This window comes from Bradyrhizobium sp. LHD-71, assembly GCF_031157255.1.
Classification (GTDB): Bacteria; Pseudomonadota; Alphaproteobacteria; order Rhizobiales; family Xanthobacteraceae; genus P52-10.
This window is the reverse complement of the sequence record NZ_JAVIFX010000004.1, coordinates 103,326-118,045: the sequence shown is the minus strand read 5'-3', so window position 1 is coordinate 118,045 and position 14,720 is coordinate 103,326. Positions and strand designations below refer to the sequence as shown.

Annotated in this window: 15 protein-coding genes; 4 read left to right on the top strand and 11 right to left on the bottom strand. The window is 63.1% G+C overall.

The window, feature by feature from the left end; translation table 11 throughout:
* Positions 1–21: 21 nt before the first annotated feature.
* From RCO31_RS05190 to RCO31_RS05155, 8 genes are all read right to left on the bottom strand, one after another.
* Positions 22–144: a DUF2474 domain-containing protein gene (locus tag RCO31_RS05190; protein WP_308967173.1), complete on the bottom strand. Its 123-nt coding sequence runs from the start codon at positions 142–144 to the stop codon at positions 22–24.
* Positions 144–1,154 (bottom strand): cytochrome d ubiquinol oxidase subunit II, encoded by a 1,011-nt coding sequence (gene cydB / locus RCO31_RS05185; protein ID WP_308967172.1) that lies wholly within the window; start codon positions 1,152–1,154, stop codon positions 144–146. Before cydB ends, RCO31_RS05190 begins: the two co-directional genes overlap by 1 nt.
* Before the next feature lie 2 nt (positions 1,155–1,156).
* Positions 1,157–2,575 (bottom strand): cytochrome ubiquinol oxidase subunit I, encoded by a 1,419-nt coding sequence (locus tag RCO31_RS05180; protein ID WP_308967171.1) that lies wholly within the window; start codon positions 2,573–2,575, stop codon positions 1,157–1,159.
* Positions 2,576–2,837: 262 nt separating this feature from the next.
* Positions 2,838–3,068, bottom strand: coding sequence for a pentapeptide MXKDX repeat protein (locus RCO31_RS05175; RefSeq protein WP_308967170.1), 231 nt, complete (start codon positions 3,066–3,068; stop codon positions 2,838–2,840).
* 201 nt (positions 3,069–3,269) lie between these two features.
* Positions 3,270–3,884 carry a sigma-70 family RNA polymerase sigma factor gene (locus RCO31_RS05170; protein WP_308967169.1) on the bottom strand — a complete coding sequence of 205 codons (615 nt, stop codon included), beginning with the start codon at positions 3,882–3,884 and terminating at the stop codon, positions 3,270–3,272.
* A 183-nt stretch (positions 3,885–4,067) separates the two neighbouring features.
* Entirely contained in the window at positions 4,068–4,802 is a 735-nt protein-coding gene (locus RCO31_RS05165; RefSeq protein ID WP_308967168.1) for a response regulator, read from the bottom strand.
* A gap of 24 nt (positions 4,803–4,826) precedes the next feature.
* Positions 4,827–6,575, bottom strand: a complete 1,749-nt coding sequence (locus RCO31_RS05160) for a DUF3369 domain-containing protein (RefSeq protein ID WP_308967167.1) — start codon at positions 6,573–6,575, stop codon at positions 4,827–4,829.
* On the bottom strand, positions 6,545–8,587 hold the full coding sequence (locus tag RCO31_RS05155; protein WP_374991431.1) for a sensor histidine kinase: 2,043 nt from the start codon (positions 8,585–8,587) through the stop codon (positions 6,545–6,547). The genes RCO31_RS05160 and RCO31_RS05155 overlap by 31 nt, the downstream gene beginning before the upstream one ends.
* Before the next feature lie 396 nt (positions 8,588–8,983).
* Between RCO31_RS05155 and ugpB the strand changes: the two genes are divergently transcribed.
* Positions 8,984–10,300 (top strand): sn-glycerol-3-phosphate ABC transporter substrate-binding protein UgpB, encoded by a 1,317-nt coding sequence (ugpB, locus tag RCO31_RS05150; protein WP_308967166.1) that lies wholly within the window; start codon positions 8,984–8,986, stop codon positions 10,298–10,300.
* A gap of 27 nt (positions 10,301–10,327) precedes the next feature.
* Here the strand turns inward: ugpB and RCO31_RS05145 are convergent, their stop codons facing one another.
* Entirely contained in the window at positions 10,328–11,311 is a 984-nt protein-coding gene (locus tag RCO31_RS05145; protein WP_308967165.1) for an AraC family transcriptional regulator, read from the bottom strand.
* Positions 11,312–11,540: 229 nt separating this feature from the next.
* Here RCO31_RS05145 and RCO31_RS05140 point away from each other — a divergent pair, with 229 nt between their 5' ends.
* The 3 genes from RCO31_RS05140 to mddA are packed head-to-tail and all read left to right on the top strand — an operon-like array spanning position 11,541 to position 13,467.
* Complete coding sequence (locus RCO31_RS05140) at positions 11,541–11,774, top strand: hypothetical protein (RefSeq protein WP_308967164.1); 234 nt, start codon at positions 11,541–11,543, stop codon at positions 11,772–11,774.
* 18 nt (positions 11,775–11,792) lie between these two features.
* Positions 11,793–12,659 carry an alpha/beta hydrolase gene (locus tag RCO31_RS05135; protein ID WP_308967163.1) on the top strand — a complete coding sequence of 289 codons (867 nt, stop codon included), beginning with the start codon at positions 11,793–11,795 and terminating at the stop codon, positions 12,657–12,659.
* Between the two features lie 31 nt (positions 12,660–12,690).
* On the top strand, positions 12,691–13,467 hold the full coding sequence (gene mddA / locus RCO31_RS05130) for a methanethiol S-methyltransferase (protein WP_374991425.1): 777 nt from the start codon (positions 12,691–12,693) through the stop codon (positions 13,465–13,467).
* 29 nt (positions 13,468–13,496) lie between these two features.
* Here mddA and RCO31_RS05125 read toward each other — a convergent pair whose 3' ends face one another.
* Positions 13,497–14,288, bottom strand: coding sequence for an energy transducer TonB (locus RCO31_RS05125; protein ID WP_308967162.1), 792 nt, complete (start codon positions 14,286–14,288; stop codon positions 13,497–13,499).
* The gene (gene exbD, locus RCO31_RS05120; RefSeq protein ID WP_308967161.1) at positions 14,285–14,719 is read right to left on the bottom strand and encodes a TonB system transport protein ExbD; all 435 of its coding nucleotides are present in this window, start codon (positions 14,717–14,719) and stop codon (positions 14,285–14,287) included. The genes RCO31_RS05125 and exbD overlap by 4 nt, the downstream gene beginning before the upstream one ends.
* Between the last annotated feature and the right edge of the window lies 1 nt (position 14,720).

The following is a 14,720-nucleotide window of genomic DNA, read 5'->3' as shown; positions in this document are numbered from 1 at the left end:
TGATAGCAGACGGGATATCGGCTACGCGATGAAAAGCCTTATTCCGTAGGCGACAGCCGTAACCGTACCGACACCTGCGAGCCAGAGACCGGCGAACCACATCAGCCGAAGAAGCAGGGAGGACTTGTCGGGCGAGGTCGTCATCAGTGGTAGCCAGTCTCCGCTTCGACCTTGCCGCGGAACACCCAGTAGGCAAACGCCGTGTAGGCCAGAATGATCGGTATCATCACGGCGACGCCGAAAAGCATGAATAACTGGCTCTTCTCGGGCGCGGCAGCCTGCCAGATCGTCACGCTCTGCGGGACGACGTAGGGCCACATGCTGATGCCGAGCCCGGCATAGGTGATGACGAACAGCACGAGCGACAAAAAGAACGGGCGATAATCCTGCCGCTCCGCCAAGCTGCGCAACAGCAGGATTGTGACAACGACAACGGCCAGCGGCACTACCGACGTGAAGGCGATGTTCGGCCACTCAAACCAGCGGCGCCAGTACTCAGCCTGCAAGAACGGCGTTGCGAGGCTGACGGCTCCGAGCCCACCCAGCATGGCGACCAGCAGCCACCAGCTGAAGGTGTAGGCGCGCTCGCGCAGGCTTCCGGTTGATTTCATCACCAGCCAGGTCGCGCCCAAAAGACCATAACCGATCACCAGGGACACGCCGGTCAGCAGCGAGAACGGCGTCAGCCAGTCCCACCAGCCGCCGGCGTATTGCCGCTCGGCAACAGCAACGCCCTGCAGGATCGCGCCAAGCGCGATGCCCTGCGCCAGCGCAGCGATCAGCGAGCCGGCGGCAAAGGCGATGTCCCAGAGATTGCGCTCAGCCGTCGTCCGCCAGCGGAATTCGAACGCCACGCCGCGCAACACCAGGCCGAGCAGCATGGCGATCATCGGTGTGTAGAGAGCCGGCATCAGGATGGAATATGCGAGCGGAAAGGCCGCAAACAGTCCGCCGCCACCGAGCACCAGCCAGGTCTCGTTGCCGTCCCACACCGGCGCGACGGAATTCATCATGACGTTGCGATCTTCGCGCCTGGGGAAAAACGGAAACAGCAGGCCGAGCCCAAGATCGAAACCATCCATGACGACATAGGCGAACACCGCGAAGGCGATGATGAAGGCCCAGATTACCGGCAGGTCGATGGCGAGGTTCATCGCTACGGTTCCCTCTTGGGCCCGGTCACTGTCGCCATTGCGGGGACAGGAGTAATGCCTGCGGCATGCGTCGGCTCATCCGCCGCAGGGCCTTCCTCGTCAGCATGCGGCGGCGCGGCCATCAGATGAAGGATGTAGTAGATGCCCATCGCGAAGACGAGCACGTACACCACGGCAAACGCAAGCAGCGACATGGTCACGGCGGGAGCAGCGAGCGGCGAGGCCGAGTCGATGGTACGCAGCAGGCCATAAACAGTGAACGGCTGGCGACCGGTCTCGGTGACGGTCCAGCCCGCGAGCACCGCAACGAAACCTGCCGGGCCCATCGCGAGCGCAAAGCGATGCAGCAATTTCGATTCATAGAACGTGCCGCGCCAGCGCAGGAACAGGCTGAACACGCCGAGCACCAGCATCAGAACCCCAAGTCCGACCATGATCCGGAAAGCCCAGAACACAAGGCCCACATGTGGCCAATTTTCGCGCGGCACGGTATCCAACCCGTTCAGCGGCGCATCGAGCGAATGCTTGAGGATCAGCGACGATGCTTTCGGGATTTCGATCGCATAGCGCATCTCACCACGTGTCTGATCCGGCAATCCGAACAGGACCAGGGGTGCGCCGTCAGGGTGGCTGGTGAAATGCCCCTCCATCGCCATGACTTTCACTGGCTGATGTTCGAGGGTGTTGAGCCCATGCTGATCGCCGGCGAGGATTTGTACCGGCGTGACCAGCGCCGCCATCCACATCGCCATGGAGAACATGACGCGCGCGCCTTCGTTGCGATTGTCGCGCAGCAGATGAAACGCACCGGCGGCGCCAACCACGAGAGCTGTGGTCAAATAGGCCGCCAGCACCATGTGCACGAGCCGGTAGGGGAACGAGGGATTGAACACGATCTCCCACCAGCTTGCGGGCAGGAACTGGCCCTCGGCACTGATCGTGTATCCGGCCGGCGTCTGCATCCACGAGTTTGCGGACAGGATCCAGAAGGCGGAGATCAGTGTGCCGACCGCGACCATCAACGTCGCAAAGAAGTGCAGGCCCTTGCCGACGCGGTTCATGCCGAACAGCATGACACCGAGAAAGCCGGCTTCCAGGAAGAACGCGGTGAGGACCTCATAGGCCATCAATGGACCTATGATCGGGCCGGTCCTGTCGGCGAACACCGACCAGTTTGTGCCGAACTGATAGGCCATCACGACGCCGGACACGACGCCCATGCCGAAGGCGATGGAGAAGATCTTCAGCCAGTATTTGAACAGGTCGAGGAATACGGACCGGCCGGTCCAGAGCCAGAGCGCCTCAAGAACCGCGAGGTAGCTCGCAAGGCCGATGGTGAAGGACGGAAACACGATGTGGAATGTCATCGTGAACGCGAACTGCACACGCGCAAGGACGACGGCGTCGAGGGCCTCGAACATGGCGAACATCCGTTACCGGCAAACGTGATGTCGTCTTTAGCATACGTGCGCTGAGAGAAAAAACGCATCGCCGTGCGACCACCTGCGATCGAGGCGTCGAGGTGGCGTTAACAACAGCTAATTTTAACGATTGCGCGCGTCGGCGGAGTTTCATGCCTTGCGCGCCCTGGACGACGACGAAAACGCAGGCGGCTCCGCCTCTTACCCGTCGCAGGTGACGACGAACGGCGAGGCGAAGCCGGCCGCAGGCATCAAGAGCCGATCATTTCTTCATGCCGTCCTTGGACATCGTGTCTTTGGACATCGTGTCCTTGGACATTTTGTCCTTGTGCATCGTGTCCTTCTTCATGCCGTCCTTCTTCATGCTGTCTTTGGACATGGAATCCTTGGACATGCCTTCCTTGCTCATCTTGTCCTGGGCGGCGGCTGGCGTCAGCGCCAGACCGATCGAAAGGATGGACGCTGAAAGTGCGAGCGCTGTTCGTTTTGTCATCTGATGGTTTCTCCTTATCGCTGCGGGGTGAACTCAGCCACCCTTCCGAAGCTTCGGCGGAACCGTGCCGTTCGTTACGCGCGCATCCACCTGCCGTGGCAAAAAGACGATGGCCTGGACGGGGGCATCCGTCCGAGCCACGGGAGGTCTTTCAGAGTTGAGTTCGACGGGCCGCTTGTGACCCGTATTTGGTTCGGTCGATCAGGCGGCCTTGCGCTCGAAACCGGCTTCCTTGAGCAATTCGGCCAGGTGCTTGCGGGCGTAGAACATGCGGGTCTTCACGGTCGCCTGCGGGATGCCGATGATCTGGCCGACCTCTTCCACCGACTTCTCGTGATAGTAGACGAGGTCGATGATCTCGCGATGAGCCGGCGAAAGCTGGCTGATGGCCTTGCGCAAGGTCAGCGAGGTCTGGCGACGGGCCATCGCGATCTCCGGCGTATCGCCGGTGTCGGCGATCTGGAGTACTTCCTCCTGATCGAGATCTTCGTGGCGGCGGTTGCGGAGGGCCGTCAGGGCCTTGAAGCGGGCGATCGCCAGCATCCAGGTTGAAACCTGCGAGCGGCCTTCGAACTGGCCGGCGGTCCGCCACACGTCCAGGAACACCTGGCTGACCAGGTCCTCCGCCACGGTGGCATCGCCGACGATACGAAGAATGAAGCGATAGACGCGAACATTGTGGCGGGCGTAGAGCACGTGCATGGCCGCTTTTTCGCCAGAGGCAATGCTCTCCAGGAGCATCTCGTCAGACGTGGCCTGCGCGGCGATGATGCCCCGTGCGGCTGATCCGGTGCTGATTGCGAAAGAGGACTGCATAATCGGAACTCCCTGCCGGGCGCCTGTCCGGCGCGTCGTTCGGGAGTGATAGGCAGCCACGGTTTCAGGATTTCTGCGTCAAAAGCGGAAAATGGTTTCTTGCAACTGGCGAAATATGTCGTCGCAGGCCAGGGGACGAAACATTGGGCGAAAAAGACCAACGTTTTCAGATGATGGGGCGGGTCAGGGCTTCTCGCCAGCGGGGGAGAACACGTAGCCGCCGCCGCGGATCGTGCGGATCACCGTCGGACGGCTCGGATCAGGCTCGATCTTGCGCCGGATGCGCATGATCCGCAGGTCGATGGCGCGGTCAAATGCTTCCGCATCCCGCGCATTGGCGAGCTCCAGCAGCCGCTCGCGCGACAGCACTCGTTTCGGGTTGGCCGCGAATACCTTGAGCAGGCCGTATTCGGAAGCCGTGAGCGGATGCTCGTTGCCGTCGTCGTCGCGCAGGATCTGGGCCTCGTCGTCGAACCATTTGGTGCCGAAGCGAACCTGCGTCGGTTTGGCGGCGGCTGAAGCATGTGCGGCGGCGACGGCCTTTGCTGGTCCGCTCCGTCGCAGCACCGAACGAATGCGGGCCATCAATTCGCGCAGTTCGCAAGGTTTGGCGAGATAGTCATCGGCCCCGAGCTCCAGACCGACCACGCGATCGATCGGGCTCGCCGTCGCCGTCAGCATGATCACCGGCACGTTGCTGCGGCTCTTCAGGTCGCGGACGATCGACAGGCCGTCTTCCTCGGGCATGTTGAGGTCGAGCACGACCAGGTCCGGCATGCCGCCTTCGATCTCCTTGCGCAAGCTTTTGCCGCCGTCGCACAGGGTGACCGCGAAGCCGTGCATCTTCAGGTAGTCGCCGACCATCTCGCGGGCCGGTGCCTCGTCATCGACGACAATGATATGCTGGCTCTGACTCATGCGTTGCGCGTCTTCCTTGGGTGTTCACTCCGCGGATGCCGGCAGCGAAATGGTGAAGGTTGAGCCTTCGCCTGGTCCGGCACTACTGGCCGTGACCTTGCCGCCATGCATATCAACAATCCGTTTCACAATCGACAGACCAAGTCCCGTGGAGCTTTCGCCGCCGGTCGGCTTGGCGGACAGCCGCTGAAACCGGCCAAAAAGACGGCTCTGATCCTCCGGCGACAGCCCGGGCCCCTGGTCAGCGACGTGGATCAGTGCATTGTCGCCCTCATATGCGACAGTTAGTCCGATCTTGCCGCCGATCGGGCTGTATTTAATCGCATTGCTGAGGAGGTTGTCGATCGCCTCGCGCATCCTGTCGCCATCGCACATGGTCATGCGCTCCGGCGGCGCCGACACGTTGATGGTCTGCTGCTTGTTGGCCGCGGACGGCCGGTTCGCCTCGACGATCTCCAGCACCAGCGCGGCGATATCGACGGGCTCTCGGCGGATCGTGATGTCGAATGCATCCGCCATCGCATCTGAGATCAGATGGTCGACCATCAAGGTCAACCGCTTGGTGGCGTCGCGGATGTGGTCGACCTGGGAGATGCTGCTGTCCTTCGAGGCCATCGCACTGCTGATCAGTTCCTTCAGCATCTCGGTCCGGCCGAGGATGACGCCCAACGGGTTTTTCAGGTCGTGTGCAACCGTTCCGAGCACCTCGTTCTTGAAGGCGTTGGCGCGCTGCAACCGCAGCCACTGCGCGGACAGTCGCCGATTGGCCGACATCAGGGCGCGGGTCCGCTGCGCGACGCGGTCTTCCAGTTGGGTGTTCGCCTGCTGCAATTGCTCGTACAGAATGACGTTGTCGAATGCGACCGACAGGCGGCTGGAGAAGATCTCCACCAGCGCCCGATCGGTGTCGGACAGGTCTTTCGCCGCCTCCAGAAGCACGACGACTTCACGGCCGCTGCCCGTGCGAACATAAAGCACGGAACGATTCTCGACGAACTCGTGCATGCGCTTCTCGAAGGCCGATTTCACCAACTGCCGGACTTCCGGATCAAGCGGTTGGGCGCCGCTGTTCGCGGCAATGTAGCGGCGATAGCAACCCGAACCGGCGAGCACGGAGAACTCGTCGTCGACATCCTTGCCATCGCGCAGCACCAGGATTCCTGCACAATCGACGTTCAGCAGCGACGCGATCTGCGTCAGCACGCCCTCGGCCAGCCGCTGCATCGACTTGAAGTCGTAGAGCGTGGACGCCGCGTCGATGATGATCTCAAGCCCCCGTCGGGTCTGCACCATGCGCTCGAGCTGCTGGTAGCTCCGCAGTGCGGCCGTGAGCGACGTGAACAGCTTGTCGGCGGTGAGCTCGGTCTTCGCCTTGTAGTCGTTGATGTCGTAATCGACGATCACGCGACGTTCGGGCGCCTGGCCGGGCTGTCCGGTGCGCAGGATGATGCGAACGGTCTCGTTCTTCAGCTGATTGCGGATGTACTCGACAAGCTGCAGGCCCGCCGCATCGGTCTCCATGATCACGTCGAGCAGCACGGCGGCAACGTCGGGGTTGTCGCGCATCAGCTTCTCGCCTTCGGCACCCGAATAGGCAGAGAGGATTTCGAGCGTCTGGCCGTTCAGCACATAGTCGCTGAGCGCAAAGCGTGTGCCCTCATGCACTGCCGCGTCATCGTCGATCACCGCGACCTTCCACTTGCGGGTGCTTGGCGGAGGGTGTGGCCGGGCGTCATCTTCGATTAAGTGGAGGACATCGTCCTGATCGGCCATTGCTCGCTTCCGGGGGTTGACACTGCAGGGCGGTCCGCAACGCTGTGGCGCGCGGCCCGTGGGATGATAATGCGAAACGTCGTCCCTTGTCCCGGCCGGGAATCAAGCATCATGCGCCCGCCGAGCTGCTGGGTGACGAGATTGTAGACGATATGCAGGCCGAGGCCCGTGCCGCCCTCGCTGCGGCGCGTCGTAAAGAACGGATTGAACGCCTGCCGCTGCACCTCCGGCGTCATGCCCGCGCCGTCGTCGGCGAACACGACCTCGATATCGTCAGGTCCGCGCGCTTTCGCCTCTAACTTGATCGTGCCGGGGCGGCCGTCGGCAAACGCATGGTTGATCGCGTTCAGGAAGAGGTTGGTCAGGACCTGTCCATAGGAGCCCGGATAGCTGTTGACGATCAACCCTTCCGGAACGTTCAACTGCAACGTGACCGGCGACTTCTTCAGCACCGGCCGCAAGCTGGCGATGATCTGCTCGGTCGCCTCCAGCAGGTCGAACTCGCGGCGTTCCGCGTGCGAGCGATCGACGGCGACCTGTTTGAACGATTGGATCAGCTCGGCCGCGCGCTGCAGATTGGAGACCAGTTGCTGCGAGGCGTCCTTCGAGGATCGCACGAACTCCTCGAGTTGCGAGCGGCGCAGCGGCGCCTTCGCCAGCAGGTCGGCTTCGAACGCGGCGGCGCGGCGCTCGAAGCTCGAAGCCACGGTCAGGCTGATACCGACGGGATTGTTGACCTCGTGCGCGACGCCGGCGACCAGCCCGCCGAGCGCTGCGAGCCGCTCCGCGTCGATCAGGTTCTGCTGCGTCGCGCGCAGTTCGGCGAGGGCGTTCTCGGCCCGCTCCTTGGAGGCGCGCAGCTCGTTCTCGGCCGTCTGTTTGGCGATCGCGTTCTCGCGGAAGATCTCGACCGCCCGCGCCATGGCGCCGACCTCGTCCCTGGCGCCGGTGCCGAGCACGCGCCGGTCGAGGTTGCCCGTGGTGATCGCGCGCATGCCCGTCATGATCTGCTGCAGTGGCAGGCGGATCGAAAGCGCGATGATGACGCCGGCAACGATGATGATGAAGATGAAGATCAGCGACACGGTTCCGACGCGGGTTGAAATGCTGCGTAGCGTACGATCGAACCGCGTCTGTGCCGCCTGCTCGCGTTGCCGCATCTTCACCGACAGGCCGTCGATCGCTGCGATGGTCGCCGCCTGATTGGCGTCAATTTCCGTCTGCAGCAGGTTGGTCCGCGCAGCGAAGTGCTCCGCCAGTTCGCTCAGCCCTTCGCGCAGCGCCGCGGCGCGCTGGCCGAGCCGCTGCAGGGCGAGCCGCTGCAGGTCATTCTCCGCGAGATCGAGCATCACCGGGATGGTCTTTTCGATCGTATCGGTCGCGCGTTTGGCCTCCTCGGCGGATGCGGATGCCAGCGAGAGATAGTAGGCATTCGCTGCGACCAGCATCGAGGTGAAGGCTTCACGCGACTTGCCGAGCGGAGGCACGATCAGGGCGTCGCGCTTTCCCGTGGCGCCGTCGACGATGGCGTACAGGCCCGCCATCTCGCGTGCGGGCGTCAGCACCTGCTCTTCGTAGGTCTTGGCGATCGTCGCCTGGACGGCGCGCACTTCGCCGAAGCCGTCGAGGAATTTCTCGATCACCTGCTCGAGCTCCTTCACCGATCCGGACAGCATCGGGTCGGTGGCCGCGCGTGTGGTCAGGGTGCCGAGCACGGCCTCTCGCAACAGCAGGATCTCGGCGAAAAGCTCCGGGCTTGGCTGGTTGATGTAGCGATGGATCAGGTTCTGCAGCCTGGAGGTCTCGCTCTCCATCACCGCAAGGATCTTGTCGGATTCCCGAACCTGGCGAACCTCGTCCCAGGCGCTGTCGAGCCCCCTGGAACCGGTCCAGATCATTGCGGCGAGCACCAGGACCACGGCGGAGTTCAAGGCCGCAATCGACAGGATGCGCCAGCGAATCGGGATCGCGCGCACCAGATTGACCAGCCCGGACCGGCTCGTGAGGTTCACGCTGGCGTCCGGCGGTGTCGGTCCGTTTTGATCGACGACTGTCAATGCGTGCTCACTGGGTATCCGGAGAGCCAGCCGCTGCAAGCCACAGGGCAAAGATCGGTCTGGCCGGTGGCAAGGGTATCCTCTTTGTGACGATGTCGCGACCAGCGGGCCTGGGGTTCGAAAAAAAGGTGACGGGACACAGACTTGGGCGACACGCGCTTTAAGCCGCTGCTGCGGTGCAATTTTAGCCAAAGGCCGGGGTTTTTGCTATCGGGACGTCACCGCGGTTGGCGTTCGGCCGTGTTTGGCTGCGCTGGGTCGGACTGCGCTGCGGCATCGGGCTCAATACAATTTGATTGTGATTTCAAATAGTTGCTTCTTTTTTGGCCAGAAGGCTCGTGGGGTGGATAGATGTTGAAGGCCGGTTTTCGTGCTGCCATTGTTGCCGCGTCCCTGCTGTTGTCGCTGCAGCCGCTTCGCGCGGCGACTGACATTGTCTGGTGGCATGCCATGTCCGGCGAGCTCGGCCGGCAGGTCGACAGGCTTGCGGCCGACTTCAATGCCTCGCAGACGAACTATCGCATCGTACCGGTCCATAAGGGCAGCTACGCGGAAACCGTCGGCGCGGCGATCTTTGCGTTTCGCTCGCGCTCGCAGCCGGCAATCGTTCAGGTCAACGAGATTGCCACCGCGACGATGATGGCGGCGAAAGGGGCGATCTATCCGGTTTACGAGTTGATGCGCGACGAAGCGGAATCGTTTCGACCGACGACCTACCTGCCGGCGATCAGTGGCTACTACACCGATCTCGTCGGCAACATGCTGTCGTTTCCATTCAACGCATCGACGCCGATTCTCTACTACAACAAGGAGCTGTTTCGCAAAGCCGGCCTTGATCCCGACGCAGCGCCCAAGACCTGGCCGGAGCTTGGCGCAGCGGCGCAGCGGCTGCGCGCGTCGGGCGTGCCGTGCGGCTTCACCACGCATTGGCCGTCATGGGTCAATATCGAGAATCTCTCGGCGCTGCACGACGTGCCCATCGCGACCAAGTTCAACGGTTTCGGCGGGCTCGATGCGGCGTTGACGATCAACAATCCGCTGGTGGTGCGGCATATCACCCAGCTCGCGGAATGGCAGAAGACCAAAGTGTACGATTACGGCGGCCGCGCGACTTCGGCGGAGCCTCGCTTTCAAAAGGGCGAGTGCGGAATCTTCCTCGGCTCGTCGGCAACGCGGGCGGACATTTTGAAGAATGCGAAGTTCGCGGTCGGGTTTGGCGCGTTGCCATACTGGCCAGACGTGCAGGGCGCGCCGCGCAACACGATTATCGGTGGCGCGACCTTGTGGGTTTTGCGCGATCGGCCAAAGCTGGAATACAAAGGTGTCGCGCAGTTCTTCGCCTTCCTGTCGAAAGCCGAGGTACAGTCGGCCTGGCATGAGGCGACCGGCTATCTGCCGATCACCAAGGATGCCTACGAGCTGAGCCGTGACCGCGGCTTCTATGATCGCAACCCGGGCGCCGCAATTTCCGTCCAGCAGATGATTCTGACGATGCCGACCGAGAATTCCAGAGGTCTGCGGCTGGGCTCCTTCGTGCTTATTCGCGATGCGATCGAGGAAGAGATGGAGCACGCCTTCGCTGGCCGGAAGTCCGCACAGCAGGCGATGGACGCCGCGGTCGAACGCGGCAATCGCCTGCTGCGCCAGTTCGAGCGGGCGAACCGCTGAACGGCCTTCATCCTCGTGCGGCCCCGGTCAGGGCGCCTTTCGCGACGCATGCGCGCGCCGCCACTCCGCCGGTGGTGATCCGATCAGCTTCTTGAAAGCGCGGCTGAAGGCGGCTTCGGATTCGTAACCGACCTGGGCGGCGATCTGCGCGATGCTGTCCTTGGTGTTGGTAAGCAACCCGGTGGCAAGCTGCATCCGCCATTCGGCGAGGTATTGGATCGGCGGTTGGCCCAGCACATGCGTGAAGCGCTCGGCGAAGGCGGAGCGCGAGAGCCCGGCGAGTTTGGCCAGCTCTTCCAGCGTCCATCCCTGCGACGGCTTGCCGTGCATCGCGTTCAGTGCCGCGGCGACGTGCTTGTCGGCGAGGCCGGCCAGCCAGCCGGTTTCGCTGGTCGACAGCGTCTGGATGTAACTGCGCACGACCTCGATAAACATCAGTTCGCTTAAGCGTCCGAGTACGCTCTCGCCGCCGGAGCGCTTGTTGACCGATTCCTCGATTGCCGCCTGGACGATGTGATTGAGCCAGCTGGAACGATGCGGCGACGCCGCAGGCAGATGCAGGAAGCGTGGCAGCGCGGTCAGAAGCGGATTGAACGGTCGCGCATCGCAGCCGAGAAAGCCGCAGACGACGCCGACTTCGTCGGGGCCGTCGCCGCCGAACTGGAGCAGGAACGGCAGCTGGGTCCTGTCCGCACCCTCGAAATTGGCCATGTCGGGTTTGAAGCGCATGCCCGGCTTGCTGGAGAGCACGTGCGCATCGCCCTGCGGGAAGACGATGATGTCGCCGGTTTCGAGCCGAACTGGCGTGTCGTCGGTCAATCCGGCCCAGCAGCTGCCACGCGTAATGACGTGGTATTCGATCAGAAAGCCCGCGTCGGGCATTACGTACGGCACGCACTCCGCGGCCGTGGGCGTTTCGGCGACCCATGGCGCCTTCACGTCGAGATTGAAGAATACTGCTCCGGTCAACCGGACCGCGCGCAACACGTCCGACAGTGCGTCCGCACCCATAACGTCAAATCTCCCGAGTGAGATGCCACAGACGCGCGAGCAGTCCATCCGGACGATTGAGCAAGAGATAAGGCGAAATCGGACGACCGGTCAAACTTCGCGGCGGTTCTGTCAATCGATGTGCTGAACTTTTCGGCGCCTGCTGAGCCCTATTCTTGCGAGTAGACGATCGCTGCCCTGCACGCCTGTGAGGTAGCGCACAGTCCGATCGCTGAGACGGGAAAAAGATATGGCAAGCGCGCTCACGGCATCATCCATTCGGATGGTGAAAGGTATCCGGCACCTGTCGCAGCATACGCAGCCGGAGACGCGGCCCGTAGCGAAGCGCCGCATCCTTCACCTGGTCGGTGTGCTGCAGGCGCTCGACGATCGGACGCTGTCGCAGATCGGCATCGCACGCTGCGAGATCGAACGGTTTGCGCAGGCGGAGATCGTTCACGGCCTCTGGCGCCACCCATCCTAGACAGAAGGGGGAATGCCCATGAATTATTCGGCCAGTTTCCATACGTCGACCAGAGACGAGCCGAGCTGCATCGTCGCCTTGCATGGTTCGCTGGGTTCAGGGCGGCAGTGGGCGCCCCTGATTGCCGCACTCGGTCACCGGCACCGGGTCCTTGCGCCGGATATCTCCGGCTACGGCGCCGGAACATTGGCCGTGCACGCTCCGGCAACGCTGGCCAGCGAAGTCGAATTCCTCGGCAGCCAGCTCGCCTCGCTGCCGGGAGCCGTTCATCTCGTTGGTCATTCCTATGGCGGCGCGATCGCCTTCAGGATCGCCACGGCATCGCGGTTCGCCACGCGCGTTCGCAGTCTCACGCTGATAGAGCCGATCCTGCCCGACATCCTGATCGAAGAGGCCCAGGATCGGCATCTCTACGAGCAGTTCGCGACGCTTGCGAACCGCATTTGCAAAACGCTCTGGGGCGGAGACACGACGGCTGCGCTCGACCATTTTCTGACCTTCTGGAACGGAAGGCAGGCAAGCGCGGGCCTGTCGCCACAGGCCCGGCTGCGGTTGGAGCGCTGCGCTGACAAGCTTGCCTTCGATTTCACCGCAGCGTTCGCCGAGGCCGGCGTCCGGGAGGCCGCCCGTCGGTTCATCGCTCCGGCTCTCCTGTTCTCAGGAGGTCGGTCACCCCTCGTGACGCAGCGCATGGCAGCGCGTCTGGCGTCGACGATCGCCAACGCGCGGGAGATCCACGTGCCGTCTGCCGGCCACATGCTGGCGGTGACCCATGCTGCCGAACTCATCCCCGACATCGCCGACCATATCGCCGATGCGGACGAGCGCGCCGCACGTGCGGCGAAGGCGCCCGCCTGCGCGCCGCAGTTCGCGCTGTCTTCGTAAGGAGCAACTTCACCACAGGAGGATTGCTGTCATGACCACTACAAGTCGCATGCAGTCGGACACCCGTTCCGCCACCGGCCTGGCTTCAAGGACCCTCGGGCTTGTCTATGGCACGGTCGTCTACGCGATCTTCTTCGGCACGTTCCTCTATGCGATCGGCTTCATCACGGGGCTCATCGTGCCGAAGACCGTGAATTCGGGAGAGGCCGTGCCGCCGCTTTACGCGCTGGTGGTCAATCTTGCGCTCATGAGCCTGTTTGCCGTTCAGCACAGCGGCATGGCGCGCCGAGGGTTCAAGCGTGTGCTTACCCAGCTCGTATCGCCGGTGATCGAGCGCAGCACTTATGTGCTTTGCTCCAGCCTCGTGCTGATTGCGCTCTTCACCTTCTGGCAACCGATACCGACGGTGGTATGGCAGATCGAAAACCCTGCGGTCGCGCTTGCAGTGCGATGTCTGTCCGCGCTTGGCTGGCTCATCGTGCTCTACAGCACCTTCCTGATCAGCCACTTCGAGCTGTTCGGCCTGAAGCAGGTCGTGCTGAATTTCATCGGCCGCGCGGTACCGGAGGCGCATTTCAAGACCCCCGGCCTCTACCGGGTCATCCGCCACCCGATCTATCTCGGCTTCATCATCGCTTTCTGGGCGACGCCGATGATGACGGCAGGGCATCTTTTGTTCGCTGCGGTGACGACCGCCTACATCTTTGTCGGCATTGCACTCGAGGAACGCGACCTGGTCGCGACCTTTGGCGAGCAATACCGGCAGTACAAGGCGCGCGTGGCCATGCTGGTGCCGGGAATTTTCTGAGGTCGCGGAAACGATCAGGCGGTTGCCGTTCAGCGCATCGTGAAGCTGAACGGCACCGTAAACGTCACTGACGCTTCGCGCATGTCCGAGGGGAACGCCGGCAGCGGCTGCGCGCGCCGGATCAGCGCCAGTGTTTCCTGATCGAGTGAGGCGTGGCCGGACGATCGCGCCAGCCGGCTGCTGGTGACCCGCCCGTTGCGGGTGACGGTGAAGGTCAGCGCGCTCGTCCCCTGTTCATTATTGGCGCGGGCGCCGCTCGGATACTGCTTGTAGCGCTGCAGATGCGACGCGAGGATCGAGCGGTAGGACGCCGCCGCTGCCGCGGCGCTCGCTCCCGATGCCGGCGCCGGCGAGTCCGGCGCAACCCTGTCAGCCTTCGGGGCCGCTGTGGTGCGAGGCGCGGGCGGCTTCTTGGTCGGCTTCTTGACCTCCTTGCGCACCGGTTGCGGCTTGACCGGCTCCGGCTCAGGCTTTGGCTCGACCTTCGGCGGCGCGGCCACCACGGGTTCTGGTTGCTCTGGCGTCGGCGGCAGCTGTTCCTCGATCTTTTCCTCTTTCGGCGGCTCGGGCGGCGGCGCCTCGGCCTCCTGCATTTCCGGCCCCGGAGCGATGTCCTGTGTCTGGATCTGCTGCGCAGCCGGCGCCGGCGCAAGGTCGACAAGGATCGCGGGGATGCTGACCCCTTCCGGCTCGGTGCGCTCGTACCAGAACAGTGCCGCCGCGATCAGCGCCGCGGCCGCCAGCACGACGGCGACGGCTGCCGCGCCATAGCGGCGAAACTCCCGCTCATCGGGATGATGATGGAGCGCCAGTGCACTCATGGGGCGGCGGGAGGTGTTTCCAGGCCGACCAGCGCGATCTTCAAGTAACCAGAGTCGCGCAGCGCGTTCATGATCTCCATCAGGTCGCCGTAGCTCACGGCCTTGTCGGCGCGCAGGAAGATTCGCTCGTCCTTGTGATTGTTGGTCGCAGCATCGAGCGCGCTTGCAAGGCCGTCTTTCGATGTCGTGTTTTCACCCACGGCAACGCTGAGATCGGTCTTTACCGTCACGAACACCGGCTTGTCGGGGCGGGGCTGCATCTGCGCGGAGCTCGCCGGAAGGTCGACACCGATATCGACGGTCGCAAGCGGTGCCGCCACCATGAAGATGATCAGAAGCACCAGCATGACGTCGATGAACGGCGTCACGTTGATCTCGTGCTGCTCGACGAGGTCGTCCTCGGCGAGGTTCGATCCGAGCTTCGCGCCCATC

What these genes read in the sequence shown, in the direction of transcription:
- mddA (WP_374991425.1), top strand. Translation starts at nt 12,691, where the DNA reads ATGACCACTACAAGTCGCATGCAGTCGGACACCCGTTCCGCCACCGGC.
- RCO31_RS05135 (WP_308967163.1), top strand. Translation starts at nt 11,793, where the DNA reads ATGAATTATTCGGCCAGTTTCCATACGTCGACCAGAGACGAGCCGAGC.
- RCO31_RS05180 (WP_308967171.1), bottom strand. Translation starts at nt 2,575, where the DNA reads ATGTTCGAGGCCCTCGACGCCGTCGTCCTTGCGCGTGTGCAGTTCGCG.
- exbD (WP_308967161.1), bottom strand. Translation starts at nt 14,719, where the DNA reads ATGGGCGCGAAGCTCGGATCGAACCTCGCCGAGGACGACCTCGTCGAG.
- RCO31_RS05165 (WP_308967168.1), bottom strand. Translation starts at nt 4,802, where the DNA reads ATGAGTCAGAGCCAGCATATCATTGTCGTCGATGACGAGGCACCGGCC.
- RCO31_RS05160 (WP_308967167.1), bottom strand. Translation starts at nt 6,575, where the DNA reads ATGGCCGATCAGGACGATGTCCTCCACTTAATCGAAGATGACGCCCGG.
- cydB (WP_308967172.1), bottom strand. Translation starts at nt 1,154, where the DNA reads ATGAACCTCGCCATCGACCTGCCGGTAATCTGGGCCTTCATCATCGCC.
- RCO31_RS05170 (WP_308967169.1), bottom strand. Translation starts at nt 3,884, where the DNA reads ATGCAGTCCTCTTTCGCAATCAGCACCGGATCAGCCGCACGGGGCATC.
- RCO31_RS05190 (WP_308967173.1), bottom strand. Translation starts at nt 144, where the DNA reads ATGACGACCTCGCCCGACAAGTCCTCCCTGCTTCTTCGGCTGATGTGG.
- RCO31_RS05145 (WP_308967165.1), bottom strand. Translation starts at nt 11,311, where the DNA reads ATGGGTGCGGACGCACTGTCGGACGTGTTGCGCGCGGTCCGGTTGACC.
- RCO31_RS05175 (WP_308967170.1), bottom strand. Translation starts at nt 3,068, where the DNA reads ATGACAAAACGAACAGCGCTCGCACTTTCAGCGTCCATCCTTTCGATC.
- ugpB (WP_308967166.1), top strand. Translation starts at nt 8,984, where the DNA reads ATGTTGAAGGCCGGTTTTCGTGCTGCCATTGTTGCCGCGTCCCTGCTG.
- RCO31_RS05140 (WP_308967164.1), top strand. Translation starts at nt 11,541, where the DNA reads ATGGCAAGCGCGCTCACGGCATCATCCATTCGGATGGTGAAAGGTATC.
- RCO31_RS05125 (WP_308967162.1), bottom strand. Translation starts at nt 14,288, where the DNA reads ATGAGTGCACTGGCGCTCCATCATCATCCCGATGAGCGGGAGTTTCGC.